Origin of the sequence: Pigmentiphaga sp. CHJ604, from assembly GCF_036972535.1 — a bacterium.
GTDB classification, from domain to species: Bacteria; Pseudomonadota; Gammaproteobacteria; order Burkholderiales; family Burkholderiaceae_B; genus Pigmentiphaga; species Pigmentiphaga daeguensis.
In genome coordinates this window covers 3,533,054-3,548,942 of the sequence record NZ_CP136998.1, presented here as the reverse complement: position 1 = coordinate 3,548,942, position 15,889 = coordinate 3,533,054, and the positions used below count along the sequence as shown (strand labels likewise).

Below are 15,889 nucleotides of genomic sequence, written 5' to 3'. Positions count from 1 at the left end.
CGTGCAGGCAGATGAGTCGTCACAGGCAGAAGAAGCTCCCCGGCGGCCGCAACCAGCGGCTGGCCGACCAGATCCAGAAGGACCTGGCAGAGATGATCCAGCGCGAGGTCGATACGGCCCGCGCCGGACTGGTCACGCTCACGGGCGTGGACCTGACGCCGGACTACGCCCATGCCAAGGTGTATTTCACCGTCATGGGCGCCGAGCCGGCCGCGGCCGAAACCGCGCTGAACGAAAAGGCGGGCTGGCTGCATTCGCTGTTGTTCAAGCGGCTGCATATCCACACCGTCCCCACGCTGCATTTCTTCCACGACCGCCAGATGTCGCGCGGCATGGAAATGAACCGGCTGATCGCCCAGGCCAACACGCCGGGCGTCAAGGCCGACGAACTGACCGAATCCGGCCAGACCGGCCAGGACGAGCGCGAGGGCATCGCGCCGGCAGAACCGTCCGCTCCTGACGACGACCGCGCGTAAGCCGCGCCGCGTCCTTTTTTTCCGACGATTGCGATGGCTTCCCGACGCGGGCGTGCGCTGGATGGTGTGTTGCTGCTGGACAAACCCGAGGGCTTGTCCAGCAATCATGCCTTGCAGCGCGCGCGCCGCATCCTGGATGCGCGCAAGGCGGGACACACGGGGACGCTGGATCCGTTCGCGACCGGCCTGATGGTGCTGTGCTTCGGCGAAGCGACCAAGTTCTCCGGCGGGATGTTCGATGCCGACAAGAGCTATACCGCGACGCTGGCGCTGGGCGAGGAAACGGACAGCGGCGACCGTACGGGCATGCCGGTCGGTTTTCCCGGACAGGATCCCGCCCTGGCCGTGGACGAGGCGAGGATGCGCGACGTGTTGTCACGCTTCGTCGGCAGGATTTCGCAGGTGCCGCCCATGTATTCGGCGCTCAAGCGCGACGGCAAGCCCTTGTACGAATACGCGCGCGAGGGCGTCGAGCTGGAGCGGGAGCCGAGGCAGGTCACGGTCCATGGGTTGCGGCTGCTGTCGCTGTCCGGACGATCGGCGACGGTCGACGTCTCGTGCAGCAAGGGCACCTACGTCCGTACGCTGGCGCAGGACGTCGGCCGGGCACTGGGATGCGGCGCGCACCTGACGGCGCTGCGGCGCACGCGTACGGCGGGGTTCGACCTGGCACAGGCCTGGACCCTGGAACGGCTGGAGGCGCTGGCCGATCCGGCCGGCGCGCTGCTGCCGATGGAGTCGCTGCTGGCCGACCTGCCGGTCGTACGGCTGGAGGCGGCGGCGGCCCAGCGCTTCATGCAGGGGCGCAAGGAAAGAATGGCCGCCGGCGAGGCAACCGGCACGGCGGTCGCCGAGACAGAAGCAGGCAAGGTCCGGGTTGCCGGGCCGGACGGTGGATTCCTGGGAACGGCTCGCTGCGAGGACGGCTGGCTGCAGCCCGACAGATTGATTTCATTCAAGGAAACGACATGACACGCGCATTGCGCAACGTGGCGATCATCGCCCACGTGGACCATGGCAAGACGACCCTGGTGGACCAGCTGCTGCGGCAGGCGGGCACCTTCCGCGAGAACGAACAGGTGGCCGAACGGGTCATGGACTCGAACGACATCGAAAAGGAACGTGGCATCACGATCCTGGCCAAGAACTGTGCGGTCGAATACGAAGGCACGCACATCAACATCGTGGACACCCCGGGGCACGCCGACTTCGGCGGCGAGGTCGAGCGGGTGCTGTCCATGGTGGACGGCGTGCTGCTGCTGGTCGACGCGGTCGAGGGGCCGATGCCCCAGACCCGCTTCGTCACCCGCAAGGCGCTGGCCCTGGGCCTCAAGCCCATCGTCGTGATCAACAAGATCGACCGCCCGGGCGCGCGTCCGGACTGGGTGATCAACCAGACCTTCGACCTGTTCGACAAGCTGGGCGCAAGCGAGGAACAACTCGACTTCCCGGTCGTCTACGCGTCGGGCCTGAACGGCTACGCGGGCCTGACCGAGGACGTGCGCAGCGGCGACATGAAGCCGCTGTTCGACGTGATCCTGGACAAGGTGCCCGTGCGCAACGACGATGCCGACGGTCCGCTGCAACTGCAGATCGTGTCGCTGGACTATTCCAGCTACGTCGGCAAGATCGGCGTGGGCCGCATCACGCGCGGGCGCGTGCGTCCGTTGCAGGACGTGGTGATCAAGTTCGGCCCCGAGGGCAACCCCATCAAGGGCCGGGTCAACCAGGTGCTGAAGTTCCGTGGCCTGGAGCGCGAGATCGTTCCCGAGGCGCAGGCCGGCGACATCGTCCTGATCAACGGTATCGATGAACTGGGCATCGGCTGCACGGTGTGCGCACCGGAGGCGCCCGAGGCCCTGCCCATGATCAAGGTCGACGAGCCGACGCTGACCATGAATTTCTGCGTGAACACGTCACCGCTGGCCGGCCGCGAAGGCAAGTTCGTGACCAGCCGCCAGCTGCGCGACCGCCTGGACCGCGAGCTCAAGTCCAACGTGGCGCTGCGCGTGCGCGAAACCGGCGACGATACCGTGTTCGAGGTGTCGGGCCGTGGCGAACTGCACCTGACCATCCTGCTGGAGAACATGCGCCGCGAGGGCTACGAACTGGCCGTCTCGCGTCCGCGCGTGGTCTTCAAGGAGATCGACGGCGTCAAGTGCGAGCCGTTCGAGCTGCTGACGGTGGACGTCGAGGACGGCCACCAGGGCTCGGTGATGGAAGAACTGGGCCGCCGCAAGGGCGAACTGCTGGACATGGCGTCGGACGGCAAGGGCCGTACCCGCCTGGAATACCGCATTCCCGCGCGCGGCCTGATCGGCTTCCAGGGCGAGTTCATGACGCTGACGCGCGGCACCGGCCTGATCAGCCACGTGTTCGACGAATATGCCCCGGTTCGCGACGGCACCCTGGGCGAACGCCACAACGGCGTGCTGATCAGCCAGGAGGACGGCGATGCCGTGGCCTACGCGCTGTGGAAGCTGCAGGATCGCGGCCGCATGTTCGTCTCGCCCGGCGAGGCGCTGTACGAAGGCATGATCATCGGCATCCACAGCCGCGACAACGATCTGGTGGTCAACCCGATCAAGGGCAAGCAGCTCACCAACGTACGCGCCTCGGGCACGGACGAGGCCGTGCGCCTGGTCCCGCCCATCCAGCTGACGCTGGAGTACGCGGTGGAATTCATCGCCGACGACGAACTGGTCGAGATCACGCCCAAGAACATCCGCCTGCGCAAGCTGCACCTGAAGGAGCACGACCGCAAGCGCGCCAGCCGCGAAGCCGCCTGACGGGCGGTTGGCAAAGCCAGGAAAAAGGGGAGCGAAAGCTCCCCTTTTTCTTTTCATGTTTGCCGGCTGGCCCGGTCCCGTGTTCCGCCATACAGATCCCGCCGGGCATGCCGTTAATGGCTTGAGTGAGTTTTCGTCGCCGCGCCGGTGCGCCATGCCCCGGCGGGTCGCGTGCAAGGGGATCGAATGAGCGCGGTAATGCATGATACGAGTGGTTTTTCCGGCGGCGAGACACGTCCCGCCCCGGCGTCCTTGACGGCCAGGTCGTCGCTGAAGGGCCGGCTGGCGGCGCTGGTGGCCCTGGCGGTGGTCCTGCTGCTGGCGGTGCAGGGATGGTCCATCTACAGCGAGCGGCAATTGCTGCTCGAAGCCAAGAAATCGGAGATCCTGGCCGTCGCCCAGGGCGCCTGGGGCGTCGTCAACCACTACCAGGAACTGCAGCAGAAGGGCCAGATGACCCAGCAGCAGGCCCAGGAGGCCGCCAAGGCGGCGTTGCAGGGCTTCCGTTATGGCGGCAGCAACGGCAAGACCGAATACATCTTCGTCACCGACGAGCAGGGCCTCATCGTGATGAACGGGGGCAATCCGGCGCTGGCGGGCTCCAATGCCATCACCCGCTCGGGCGACAAGCGCGATCCGGGCGTGGCCATGCAGGAGCGCCTGGCGGCGATGCGCGAGGGGGGCGGGCAGAGCACCATGCGCATCCTGTTCGCCCGGCCCGGCGAGACGGAGCCCGTGCCCAAGCTGAACATCTACAAGCATTTCCAGCCCTGGGACTGGGTGATCGGCACCGGCGTCTACATCGACGACCTGGACGAGGCCATCTCGCGCCAGCTCGTCACGGGCATCGGCACGGCGCTCGTACTGGCGGTGGTCCTGCTGCTGGCCAGCGGCCTCATCGCCCGCGGCGTCATCCGCCAGATCGGCGGCGAGCCCCGCGCCGTGCTCGAGATCATGCGCCGCGCCGCCGGCGGCGATCTCAGCCAGAAGCTGCCGGATGCCGAACCGGGCAGCCTGCTGGACGGCTTCGCCAGGATGTCGGAGTCCGTGCGCAACCTGATCTCGCGGGTTCGCGAGGAAGCGGCCACCATGAAGCGCGACGCCCATCGCATCGCCGAGTCGGTGAACCAGGTCTCCACGGCCGCGGTGCAGCAGAGCGACGCGACGTCCTCGATGGCCGCGGCGGTCGAGGAATTGACCGTGTCGGTGGCCCATATTTCGGATGCGGCCAGCCAGACCCAGCACAACTCCGAGGGCGTGGCCGAGAAATGCCGCGACGGCGAGACCCGCGTCATGAGCGCCGCCGAAAGCATGAAGCGCATCGCCAGTGCGGTGGGCGAGGCCTCGCACAAGATCCGGGGCCTGGAGGAAAGGGCGGTGCAGATCAACTCCATCGCCGCTTCCATCAAGGAGATCGCCGGCCAGACCAACCTGCTGGCCCTGAACGCGGCCATCGAGGCCGCCCGGGCCGGCGAGCAGGGCCGAGGCTTCAGCGTGGTGGCGGACGAGGTCCGCAAACTGGCCGAGCGTACGTCGTCGGCCACGGTCGAGATCGAGGAAATGGTCAGCGCGGTTCAGCGCGAGACGGCCGAGTCCACCGTGACGATGGAGCACATCCTGCCCATGGTGGCCGAGGGCACCAGCCTGGCCGACGAAGTGGCCGTGTCGCTGCGCGAGATCAGTTCCAGCGCGGACACCTCGCTCGAGCGCGTGCGCGAAGTGGCGCATGCGACCAAGGAGCAGTCGGCGGCCAGTACCTCGATCGCCCAGCAGGTGGAGAGCATCGCCCAGATGGTCGAAGAAACCACCGCGGCCATGGGCGAGACGGCCCGCTCGGCCGAGGAAATGCGCGAGATGGCCGAGCGGCTGGACCGGATGGTGGGAATGTTCCGGGTCTAGGCCCGGGGGAGGGGGCTCCCCCGGCGGCCCGGCTCAACCGGCCGCCGACCCCAGCCGCGCCAGGGCCTCGCCCGTGACGCGCACGATGCGCCAATCGGGCAGCACCTCGGCGCCCATGGCTTCGTAGAAGTCGATGGCGGGCTGGTTCCAGTCCAGCACGCTCCACTCGAAGCGGCCGCAGCGGCGCTCCACCGCCAGGGCGGCCAGGGCGCGCAGCAGGCGCTTGCCCAGCCCGCGGCCCCGCTGGTCGGGGTGTACGTAGAGATCCTCCAGGTACAGGCCACGGCGGCCGAGGAAGGTGGAGTAGTTGTGGAAGAAGAGGGCATAGCCCACCACTTCGCCTGTCACGTCCGCCACCAGGCATTCGGCCGCCGGATGCGGCCCGAACAAGGCGTCCCGCAGGTCCTCGTCGCGGGCCAGGAACAGGTGGGTCAGGTTCTCGTATTCCGCCAGTCCGCGCATCAGGGCGAGGATGGGCGCGACGTCCTGCGGCCGCGCCGGCCTGACCGAAGCGTGCCCGCTCACTGGGCTACCCTCCTGTCGCTGCGCGACATCCTCCCCGAGGGAGGTCGCGCGCCCTTCGGGCGGCCGGGCGGGCACGCTCATATCCCGCCCAGGCACACGTACTTCATCTCGAGGTAGTCGTCGATGCCGTAGACCGAGCCCTCGCGGCCCAGGCCCGACTGCTTGACGCCGCCGAAAGGTGCGACCTCGTTCGAGATCAGGCCGGTGTTGACGCCGACCATGCCGTATTCCAGCGCCTCGGCCACGCGGAAGATGCGGCCGATGTCGCGGCTGTAGAAGTACGAGGCGAGCCCGAACTCCGTGTCGTTGGCCAGGCGGATGACGTCGGCCTCGTCGCGGAAACGGACCACGGGGGCGACCGGCCCGAAGGTTTCCTCGCGCATGCACAGCATGTCCTCGGACACGTCGGCCAGTACCGTGGGTTCGTAGAAGCGGCCGCCCAGCGCATGCCGCTTGCCGCCCGCCAGGATCCGCGCGCCCTTGCCCACGGCGTCCTGCACGTGCTGGTCGACCTTGGCGATGGCGGCCTCGTCGATCAGCGGGCCCTGGGCGACGCCGGCGTCGAAGCCGCTGCCCACCTTCAGGCCGCCGGTGCGCTCGGCCAGCTTCTGGACGAAGGCATCGTAGATGCTGTCGTGTACGTAGAAGCGGTTGGTGCAGACGCAGGTCTGCCCGGCGTTGCGGTACTTGGAAGCGATGGCGCCGTCCACGGCGGCGTCCAGGTCGGCGTCTTCAAAGACGATGAAGGGAGCCAGGCCGCCCAGCTCCAGCGACAGCTTCTTGATGGTGGGTGCGCTTTGCTGCATCAGGATGCGGCCCACCGGCGTGGAGCCGGTGAAGGTGAGCTTGCGCACCACCGGGCTCGCGCACAGCGCCTTGCCGGCGGCGATGGAGCGTTCGCTGTCTGCCGTCACGATGTTCAGCACGCCGGCGGGCAGGCCGGCGCGGTGCGCCAGTTCAGCCAGCGCCAGCGCGGACAGCGGGGTCTGCTCGGCGGGCTTGAGCACCATGGTGCAGCCCGCGGCCAGCGCGGGGCCCGCCTTGCGGGTGATCATGGCCAGCGGGAAATTCCACGGCGTGATGGCCGCGCACACGCCTATGGGCTCGCGCAGCACCAGCATGCGCGTGCCGGCGGCCACGGGCGTCAGCGTATCGCCGGCGATGCGCTTGCCTTGTTCGGCGAACCACTCGACGAACGAGGCGGCATAGGCGACCTCGCCCTTGGCCTCGGCCAGGGGCTTGCCCTGTTCCAGCGTCATCAGCGCGGCCAGGTCGTCGGCATGCGCCAGGATCAGCTCGAACCAGCGCCGCAGGATGGCGGCCCGGTCCTTCGCCGTGCGCGCCCGCCAGGGGCCGAACGCCGCCTGGGCCGCGGCGATGGCTTCCTCGGTCTGCGAGGCGTCCAGGTCGGCGACGCGGGCCAGCGTCCCGCCGTCGGCCGGATTGTCGACCGCGAAGGTGGCGCCATCCCGGGCATCCACCCATGCGCCGCCTATGTAGGCCTGGTTTCTGAAAAGACGGGAATCCGCCAGTTGGGGCGGGGCGACAGGGCGATCCATGGACTCGTCTCCGGGCGTGGGGCTCCGTTCTGGAGCATCCCGTCCATTCTAGCGGATGGCTGCCCGCCGCTAGGGCGACTTGGGGGCCGGCGCAGCGGCGTCGCCCTGCGGCGTCGGCGAGGCGGACGGCATGTACTGTTCCAGCAACGCGAAGAAACGGCTGTAGAAATCATCCGAGGCGATGGTCTCGCTGCCGGTCTTGACCATGGAGTCGTCCGACGAGGTGAAGGGCATGGACACCGAGCCCAGCAGCCCGACGCCGACGCTGGCCGAGTTGTTGGTCTTCTTCAGCGCGAAGGTCGATTCGACCGCGTTGACGAAGGCGATCGACCGGGTGGTTCCGGCATGGTCGGGTTCGCAGACCAGGCGGAAGGTGATCTCCTTGTAGTTGTCGCCGCTCTGGAACTGTTTGTGCCCCTCGATCGAGCGCGCGCCGGCGTCGGCCAGCGTGTAGCCCTGGCTGAGCAGCGAACGCTTGCCGGCCTCGCACACCATTTCGGGCGCCTTCGGATAGGCGCGCGAGTAGGTGTCGGTGCGGGCGAATTCGTTGCGGGTATAGGCCAGCGGATCGCTCGGGTGGGAACAGCCCGCGGCCATGGCGCCGGCCGTGGCCGCGCATACGGCGAACAGCCGAAGGCGGGGAACGAACATCATCGCGTACCTCCTGTACAAGCCCGGCGCGCGTAGCTCGCAAGTTCCGTTCCCAGGAGCGGCGGGGTGCCGGCGGACGATATTGACAAGCCGCGGGGCGTCGGGTGAAGATGCAAACCGTCACAAGCGGGGGCCGCCAGGCCCCCGTTGATTGTACGGTCGCCGCGGCGCTTCGCATCTGGCGCGACCCGTCCTGCTCACAGCGCCCGCAGTGGTGAGCATTGCTCTGGCAGGAAGGGCATGGAAGCCTACATCCTTGATTGGGCCAATCTGCTGCTGCGTTGGCTGCACATCATCACGGGCATCGCCTGGATCGGATCCTCGTTCTACTTCGTCTGGCTCGACAACAGCCTGATGAAGCCGCAAGACCCGGAACTGATCGACAAGGGCGTCTCCGGCGAACTCTGGGCCGTGCACGGCGGCGGGTTCTACAACCCGCAGAAGTATCTCGTCGCCCCCAAGCGCCTACCCGAACACCTGCACTGGTTCTACTGGGAAAGCTATTCCACCTGGATGTCGGGCTTCGCGCTGCTGGTGGTGCTGTACCTGTTCAACGCCCAGACCTACCTGATCGACCGCAACGTGTTCGACTGGGGGCCGGTGGCGGCGGTGGTGGCGGTGCTGTGCTTCCTGGTGGTGGGCTGGCTGGTGTACGACATCATCTGCCGTGTCGCGGGCACCGACGAGCGCGCGGACCGCAAGGTCGGCATCGCGGTGGCGCTGTTCGTGGCGGCGGCGGCCTGGCTGGCCTGCCACCTGTTCGCGGGGCGCGCCGCCTTCCTGATCGTGGGGGCCATGATCGCCACCATCATGAGCGCCAACGTGCTCATGGTGATCATCCCGGGGCAGCGCAAGGTCGTGGCCGCCATGCGCGCGGGCGAGCCGGTCGATCCCATCCACGGCAAGCTGGGCAAGCAGCGCAGCGTCCACAACACCTACTTCACGCTGCCGGTGCTGTTCGCCATGCTGTCGAACCACTACAGCATGGTCTATTCCGCCCCCCACAACTGGCTGGTGCTGATCGCCCTGATGCTGGCGGGCGCCCTGATCCGCCAGTTCTTCGTGCTGCGCCACAAGGGCGTCACCAACCCCTGGTATCCGGCGGCGGGCATCGCGCTGCTGCTGGGGGTGGCCGTGGCGATCGCGCCGCCCGGCCTGGACAAGGCCGCCGCACCGTCGGCGCCGCTGGGCGCCCAGGACATCGGGCAGGTCCGGCAGGTGGTGGCGCAGCGGTGCGTGGTGTGCCACAACGCCCAGCTCGCGAACAAGGGCATACAGCTGCAAACCCCCGAGCTGTTGAAATCGCATGCGCAGGTGGTCTACCAGCAGGCCGTGGTGCAGAAGACCATGCCGCTGAACAACGCCACCGGCATGACCGACGACGAGCGGGCCCTGCTGGCGCGCTGGTTCCAGGATGGGGCGCCGGTACACTGACGTGGCCGGGGGAGTCGGGAAGGGGAAGAAGGGGGCTGCGGCGCAGCCCCTTTTCTATTTTGGCGTCGGTGCTAAAATTGTATGCGGTAGATTGTTTTTGTAGACAATTTTCGAATCGCAACCGCCCTCGCACAAGGTTCCCAGATGACGGACAAAGGACCCGGCAAGACGCTCTCGCAGACCGTGGCGGATCAACTGGCCGAGGAAATCGTGCGCGGCCGCTTCCAGCCCGGCGAACGCCTGGACGAACAATCCATCGCCACCCGCTTCAATGTCTCGCGCAGCCCGGTCCGGGATGCGCTGCGCCAGCTGGCATCGACCCGCCTGGTCGAGTATCTGCCGCGGCGCGGATTTTCCGTCGCGGTCATGGCCGAGTCCGACCTGGATGGGCTGTTCGAGGCCTCGGGCGAGGTCGAGGCGCTGTGCGCCAAGCTGTGTGCGTTGCGGGCCGCCCCCAGCGACCGCAAGCGGATCGAATTCATCCACCAGCAGGCGACCGACGCGGTGGCGCGCGGGGATTCCCAGGCCTATGCCGCCCTGAACGAGGAGTTCCATGCGCTCATCTATGCGGGCGCGCGCAACAAGACCTTGCAGGAAATCGCGCTGGGGCTGCGCCAGCGGCTGGCGCCTTTCCGCGCGCAAGGTTTTTTCGTGGCCGAGAACCGGCTGCAGCATTCCCACGTCGAGCACGAGGCCCTGGTCAAGGCCTTGCTGGAGCACGACGGCGAGGCGGCCGCCCAGGCCATGCACAGCCATGCGGCGAATTCCGCCATGAACGTCCTGCAGCATTTCGGCCGCGAGCGCCATCCATCGGCCTCCGCCGCCTGAACCTTCCCTCCGGCCGTTCGTCCTGAACGCCACTCCTTCATTCCCGCGCCTGGCGGGCCGGCTCCGTACCGGAGTTGGCCTCGTCCTGCCGCCGCCTCCCATTTCCTTCCTCTTGCCTGGCATCGTTTCTTCGCGTTTCCCCCTATGCATATTTTCTTGACCAATTTGCGTGCTGGAAAATAATATTGCACACAATTTATGGAAAGTGAATGCAAAGCCGTACCGGATGTCATCAACAGAGGAGTTGTCGAATGTCCTGGATTGCCCTTGCCACTTACCGCCGGTCTGACCGGCTGGCCCCCGCCCTGGTCCTGGACCAGCGCCTGTACGACCTGGACGCGGCCCTGGCGGCAGGATTGCCGGCCTTGCCCGAGGCCTGCCGCGGCGGCATCGCCCGCATGCTGGAAGCCTGGCCGCAGACCGCCCCATGGCTGCGCGAGGCAGGTCCGGCGGCCGAACGCCTGGCTGCCTCGGGCGCCATCCGGCCGGTGCCCGCCGGTGAACGCACGGTCGCCGCTCCCTACGTGCCGCAGCGCATCTTCTGCGCCGCCTCCAACTACGCGGCCCATGCCAACGAGATGGGCACCGTCCTGGCTGCCAAATCCCAAAGCAAGCCCTACATGTTCCTGAAGCTGTCGAACACCGTGGTGGGCGATGGCGACGTGGTCCAGCTTCCGCCGGAAACGGCCATGCTGGACTGGGAAGTGGAACTGGCGGCCGTCATCGGCACGCGGTGCCGGCGCGTGTCGGCCGAGCGGGCGCTGGACCACGTCGCCTGCTACACCATCCTGAACGACGTGTCGGCACGCGACCTGAACGTGCGGTCCGACTACCCCTTCAAGCACGACTGGTTCCAGGGCAAATGCCACGATACGTTCGCGCCGCTGGGGCCCTGGCTGGTGCCGTCCTGGCAGATTCCCGATCCCCAGGCCGTGCAGCTCAGGCTGGACGTCAATGGCGAGCCGATGCAGCAGGACAGCACCGCCAACATGATCTGGACGGTGCGCGAGCAGATCGCCTACCTGTCCACCATCGTCACGCTGGAACCGGGCGACGTCGTCGCCACCGGCACGCCCACCGGCGTGGGCATGGGACGGGGCATCTACCTGAAGGCCGGCGACACCATGGTCGCCACCGTCGACGGCATCGGCCGTCTGTCCAACCAGGTGCAAGCCGAGAAGGTCTGAGCGCGCCGGGTAGTCGTGGTCATTCGCTGTACGTCGTATGGAGAAGAAGACATGCAACCCTGCAAGCAAGGTTTTGCGGCGTGGGGCCGGGCACTGGGCCTGGCGGCGCTGATCGGTTGGGCCGGCGCGGCGCACGCCCAGGAGAAGGTCGCATACAACATGGCCTGGCTGCCCCAGGGCAGCTCCGTGGGCGTGATCGTCGCGCAGGAACTCGGGTATTTCAAGGAAGCGGGCCTGGACGTCAACATCCAGCGCGGCTACGGCGGCAACCGTACCGCGAACGAACTGGACCAGGGGCAGTACGAGTTCGGCTACGTCGACCCGATCAGCCTGGTCCTGAACCGGTCCAACGGCGGCAAGATCCGCATGGTGGGCGCGCTCAACACGCGCTGGCCGGCCGGCATCTGCTTCGATACCCGGCGGCACAAGCCCAAGTCGCCTGCCGACATGAAGGGGCTGACGCTGGGGGGCGGCTCGGCCTCGCCGGTCCACAACGTGGTGCCGGCGTGGCTGGAACTCAACGGCCAGCCGCGCGACGGCATCCGGCTGCTGCGCATGGACCCGGCCGTCGTGGACGCCTCGCTGATCGAGGGACGCATCGATCTGGCCGAATGCTGGCGCGCGAGCAACCGCGCGGTCACGCAGAAGCAGGCCGATGCGGCGGGCGTGCCGCTGGGCTGGGTCGAATACAGCGATTTCGGCCTGGATGCCTACGGCAGCGGCTTCGCCGCCAGCGAGGACACCCTCCGCAAGCGGCCCGACATGGTGCGCAAGTTCCTGAAGGCTTCCTATCGCGGCTATGCATACGCATTCGCCAATCCCGAGCGGGCGGCCGACCTCATGGTCAAGATGTTCCCCGTCACCGACCGGAGCGTGGCGCTGGCCCAGATCCGCGACATGGCGGACCTGCTGGTCGACCCGCAGGCCAAGGACCAGGGTTGGGCTATCTGCGCGACGACCGCATGCGCTCGACGGTGCAGTTCGTCGACAAGGCCTTCGGCCTGAACGGCAAGGTCAAGCCGCAGGACACCTATACCAACGATCTGCTGAAGTAGGAGGCAAGCATGGCGACTCGACCCTGCCCCCGCAGGCTGGGGCACGTCGTATTGAACGTGCGCGACCTGGCGGCCTCGGTGCGCTTCTATACCGACATCGTCGGGCTGGAGGTGTCGGACTACATCGAGGACCAGATGGCGTTCCTGCGTTGCGGCCGCGACCACCACGATCTGGCGCTGGCGCAGATGCCGGCGGTCCCTTGCGCGAAGCCACCTATGCGCCCGGGCGCCCGGGCATGGAACATTTCTCGTACGAGCTCGGCTCCCTGGCCGAGATAGAGGATGCGGCGCGCTACCTGCAGGACCGCGGCGTGGAGATCGTGCGCGGCATAGGCAAGCACGGGCCGGGCGAGAACCTGTTCCTGGTGTTCAAGGATCCCGACGGCAACTACTGCGAGTTCTATGCGGAAATGGTGCAGGTCACACCCGAGCAGCCGCATACGGCGCGGGTCTGGCGGAACGATCTCGCGGCCTTCGACCAATGGCATTTTTCCCGCTTCGTCGTGCCGGCTCCCGACTGGGGGCCCCGCGGCGGTGGGCAGGAGGGGCAGGCATGAACGCGCACGTACAACCCACCCCGCTGCCCGCGGCCGGACGGCGCGCGCTGCGGCTGCTGCCATCCGGCGATGCCTGGCGCCGCGTGATCGATCCCGCCGTGCTCTGCCTGATGCTGGCGCTACTGTGGGAGCGGGCCGTCGACATGTTCGGCATCAAGCCCTACCTGTTGCCGCCGCTTTCCAAGGTGCTGGAAAGCCTGTGGGCCAATCGCGCCGCGCTGGTCCTGCAATCCTGGGTCACGACCCAGGAAGTGCTGGCCGGCTTCGCGATGGCGGTCATCGGCGGCATCGCGCTGGGGCTGGCCATCCATGCGATGCCGCTGCTGCGGCGGGCGCTGTATCCGCTGGTCGTGGTGTTCCAGGGGCTGCCCAAGATCGCGCTGGCGCCGCTGATGGTGATCTGGTTCGGCTACGGGTCGGCGTCCAAGATCCTGATGGCCTTCCTGTTCGCTTTCTTCCCGGTCGTGATCGCGACCATGGGGGGACTGGCCGGCACGCCCGCCCACCTGATCGAGCACTTCAAGGCCATACGCGCGCCGGCCTGGACCACGTTCCGCCGCCTGTACGTGCCGGCGGCGCTGCCCTCCATCATGGACGGGTGCCGCTCGGCCATGCCGCTGGCGGTCATCGGCGCCATCGTGGGCGAGTTCGTGGGCTCGGACAGCGGCCTGGGCCACCTGATACTCGAGGCCAACGCCAATGGCCGCACCGACTATCTGTTCGCCGCGCTCATCGTCGTCTCGGCCGTGGCCGGCCTGCTGTATCTCTTGGTCGAACTGGCGGCCAAGCGCATCTGGTGGCGAGGCTTCTGAGCCTCGCGTCCATCTCACATCTTTCAGGAGCATTTCGCATGGCCAAGCTACGTCACATCGCCCTTGCCGTTCCCGATCCCGAGAAGGCCGCCAAGTTCTACAGCGAGGTATTCGGGCTGGAGATCGTCGAACCCACGCATTCGCCGCTGGCCGATGGCGTGTACCTGTCGGACGGCACGATCTGCCTCGCGCTGCTCAACTACAAGACCGACGATGCCGCCGGCCGCGACCGGGGCAAGGATTGGGTGGGCACCCATCACTTCGGCTTCTGGGTCGACGACCTGGACGGCGTCGTGTTCGACATCTCGGAAGGGGGTTGGGTCGGGGCGCGCAAGTGAGAGCCGCGGCCATGACGGGCGGGGATGCGGGAGCGGTGCGGATCGAGACCGCCGTCCAGGTCGAGCGGACCGCCAAGACCTTTCGTTCGCGCAACGCCGTGCGGGCGCTCGACCAGGTCGATTTCTCCATCGCGCGCGGGGAGTTCGTGTCCATCCTGGGGCCGAGCGGCTGCGGCAAGAGCACGCTGCTGCGCATCGTCGCGGGCCTGATCCAGCCCGACGCGGGAGGCGAGATCCGGGTGTTCGGGCATTCCCAGACGCGCATGTCCAGCGACGTGGGCGTGGTGTTCCAGACCCACAACATGCTGCCGTGGGAAACGGTGGAGGCCAACATCCGGCTGGCGGCCGAGGTGGCGGGCGTGGCGCCCGCCGAGATCGACCGCCGTGTGGAGCAGATCCTGCCGGTGCTCAAGCTGGAGCGGTTCCGCCGCAACCATCCGCACGAACTGTCGGGCGGCATGCGCCAGCGCGCGGCGCTGGGGCAGATCCTGATCACGCATCCCAAGGTGCTGCTGCTGGATGAACCCTTCGGCGCGCTGGACGCGCTCACGCGCGACCAGTTGAACGTCGAGCTGCTGCGGCTCTGGCAGGAGATGCGGCAGACGGTGCTGCTGATCACGCACAGCATCGCGGAGGCCGTCTTCCTGTCCGACCGGGTGCTGGTCATGAGCGAGAGTCCGGGGCGCATCGTCGAGGACATGCGGATAGACCTGCCGCGTCCGCGCGACCCGCGCACCACCAAGGAACAAGCCGCTTTCGGGCAATACGTCGGCCGCCTGGGCCGGCTCATGGGCGTCGGCGACTGACATCGTCCTATACGGGAGTACACATGCAGATTTCGAAATTCCACGGCGTCGTGCCGGCCATGGCCACGCCCTTCACCCGCGACCACCGCCTGGACGAGGCGAGGGTGGGCGAACTGATCGACGGGTATATCCGGGCCGGGGTGCATGGCATCTCGGTGGCCGGCAGCCAGGGCGAGTTCTTCGCGCTGGACACCGACGAGCACATCCGGCTGCTGGAGCTGTCGATGCAGGCCATCGACGGCCGCGTGCCGCTGTATGCCGGCACGGGCGGCGCGACCACGCGCAAGTCCATCGAACTGACCAAGGCCGCCGAAGCCCTGGGCGTGGACCTGGCGCTGGTCATCACGCCGTATTTCGCGCAGCCGTCGCAGGACGAGCTGGTCGAGCACTACACCGCGGTCGCGCGCGCCACCCGGCTGCCGGTCATGCTGTACAACAATCCGCCGCGCACCAGCGTGAACGTGCTGCCGGCGACGCTGGCGCGCTGCATGCGCGCCGCGGAGAACATCGTGGGCATGAAGGACTCCAGCGGCGACCTGACGCAGTCGGTGGAGTACCTGTTGACCGCGCCGCGCCCCGCGCTGCTGTTCTCCGGGCGCGATACCGTGGCGCTGGCCATGATGTTCCATGGCGGGCAGGGCACGATCTCGCCGGCGGCCAACGTCTTTCCCGAGCTGATGGTGCGCATGTACGACGCGCTGCGGGCCGGCAACCACGACGAGGCGGTGCGCATCTCCAACGTGTTCGCGCCGCTGCGCGCCGCCTGGGCCTGGGGATCGTTTCCGGTGGTGATCAAGGAGGCCATGGCGCTGGCCGGCCGCGATGCCGGTCCGGCGCGTCCGCCCATCGCCGGCCTGAGCGAGAAGGTCCGCGCGGACCTGGCCGCGGTGGTGGAACGGATCGGGGCGGCGGCCTAGGCGGCCGCCCAAATGAATGGCCCCGGGGCGCGAAGTCCGCACGTCCGGGGCCGGGG

General features: G+C 67.8%; 15 protein-coding genes and 1 pseudogene. 13 read left to right on the top strand and 3 right to left on the bottom strand.

Translation table 11 applies throughout. From position 1 onward, the window contains the following. Positions 1-11: 11 nt before the first annotated feature. The 4 genes from rbfA (at position 12) to R4823_RS17130 (ending at position 5,164) form a co-directional block, all read left to right on the top strand. A complete protein-coding gene (gene rbfA, locus R4823_RS17145) occupies positions 12-476 on the top strand; it encodes a 30S ribosome-binding factor RbfA (RefSeq protein ID WP_087839158.1) in 465 nt (154 codons plus the stop codon). 33 nt (positions 477-509) lie between these two features. Beyond that, the gene (gene truB, locus R4823_RS17140; RefSeq protein WP_338615583.1) at positions 510-1,448 is read left to right on the top strand and encodes a tRNA pseudouridine(55) synthase TruB; all 939 of its coding nucleotides are present in this window, start codon (positions 510-512) and stop codon (positions 1,446-1,448) included. Further along, positions 1,445-3,265 carry a translational GTPase TypA gene (typA, locus tag R4823_RS17135; protein WP_087839160.1) on the top strand — a complete coding sequence of 607 codons (1,821 nt, stop codon included), beginning with the start codon at positions 1,445-1,447 and terminating at the stop codon, positions 3,263-3,265. The genes truB and typA overlap by 4 nt, the downstream gene beginning before the upstream one ends. A 198-nt stretch (positions 3,266-3,463) precedes the next feature. Continuing rightward, positions 3,464-5,164: a methyl-accepting chemotaxis protein gene (locus R4823_RS17130; RefSeq protein ID WP_338615581.1), complete on the top strand. Its 1,701-nt coding sequence runs from the start codon at positions 3,464-3,466 to the stop codon at positions 5,162-5,164. Positions 5,165-5,197: 33 nt separating this feature from the next. On the opposite strand, the gene R4823_RS17125 is transcribed toward R4823_RS17130, so the two are convergent. From R4823_RS17125 to R4823_RS17115, 3 genes are all read right to left on the bottom strand, one after another. After that, positions 5,198-5,689 (bottom strand): GNAT family N-acetyltransferase, encoded by a 492-nt coding sequence (locus R4823_RS17125; protein WP_338615580.1) that lies wholly within the window; start codon positions 5,687-5,689, stop codon positions 5,198-5,200. A gap of 77 nt (positions 5,690-5,766) precedes the next feature. Then, a complete protein-coding gene (locus tag R4823_RS17120; protein WP_338615579.1) occupies positions 5,767-7,248 on the bottom strand; it encodes an NAD-dependent succinate-semialdehyde dehydrogenase in 1,482 nt (493 codons plus the stop codon). Between the two features lie 69 nt (positions 7,249-7,317). After that, positions 7,318-7,902, bottom strand: coding sequence for a DUF2242 domain-containing protein (locus R4823_RS17115; RefSeq protein WP_087839164.1), 585 nt, complete (start codon positions 7,900-7,902; stop codon positions 7,318-7,320). 237 nt (positions 7,903-8,139) lie between these two features. Between R4823_RS17115 and R4823_RS17110 the strand changes: the two genes are divergently transcribed. The 9 genes and pseudogenes from R4823_RS17110 (at position 8,140) to dapA (ending at position 15,833) form a co-directional block, all read left to right on the top strand. Beyond that, the gene (locus tag R4823_RS17110) at positions 8,140-9,333 is read left to right on the top strand and encodes a urate hydroxylase PuuD (RefSeq protein WP_338615577.1); all 1,194 of its coding nucleotides are present in this window, start codon (positions 8,140-8,142) and stop codon (positions 9,331-9,333) included. A gap of 144 nt (positions 9,334-9,477) precedes the next feature. Further along, positions 9,478-10,161 carry a GntR family transcriptional regulator gene (locus R4823_RS17105; RefSeq protein WP_087839166.1) on the top strand — a complete coding sequence of 228 codons (684 nt, stop codon included), beginning with the start codon at positions 9,478-9,480 and terminating at the stop codon, positions 10,159-10,161. A gap of 251 nt (positions 10,162-10,412) precedes the next feature. Beyond that, complete coding sequence (locus tag R4823_RS17100; protein ID WP_087839167.1) at positions 10,413-11,348, top strand: fumarylacetoacetate hydrolase family protein; 936 nt, start codon at positions 10,413-10,415, stop codon at positions 11,346-11,348. A 51-nt stretch (positions 11,349-11,399) separates the two neighbouring features. After that, positions 11,400-12,353: an ABC transporter substrate-binding protein gene (locus R4823_RS17095; protein WP_338615574.1), complete on the top strand. Its 954-nt coding sequence runs from the start codon at positions 11,400-11,402 to the stop codon at positions 12,351-12,353. 59 nt (positions 12,354-12,412) lie between these two features. Next, positions 12,413-12,960 (top strand): annotated as a pseudogene (locus R4823_RS17090) (VOC family protein). Continuing rightward, positions 12,957-13,772, top strand: a complete 816-nt coding sequence (locus tag R4823_RS17085) for an ABC transporter permease (RefSeq protein ID WP_243724639.1) — start codon at positions 12,957-12,959, stop codon at positions 13,770-13,772. The pseudogene R4823_RS17090 and the gene R4823_RS17085 overlap by 4 nt, the downstream one beginning before the upstream one ends. A 38-nt stretch (positions 13,773-13,810) precedes the next feature. After that, positions 13,811-14,110 carry a VOC family protein gene (locus tag R4823_RS17080; RefSeq protein ID WP_279815159.1) on the top strand — a complete coding sequence of 100 codons (300 nt, stop codon included), beginning with the start codon at positions 13,811-13,813 and terminating at the stop codon, positions 14,108-14,110. A gap of 11 nt (positions 14,111-14,121) precedes the next feature. Next, positions 14,122-14,916 carry an ABC transporter ATP-binding protein gene (locus R4823_RS17075; protein ID WP_087839171.1) on the top strand — a complete coding sequence of 265 codons (795 nt, stop codon included), beginning with the start codon at positions 14,122-14,124 and terminating at the stop codon, positions 14,914-14,916. 23 nt (positions 14,917-14,939) lie between these two features. Continuing rightward, complete coding sequence (gene dapA / locus R4823_RS17070) at positions 14,940-15,833, top strand: 4-hydroxy-tetrahydrodipicolinate synthase (RefSeq protein WP_338615573.1); 894 nt, start codon at positions 14,940-14,942, stop codon at positions 15,831-15,833. The last annotated feature ends 56 nt before the right edge of the window (positions 15,834-15,889 follow it).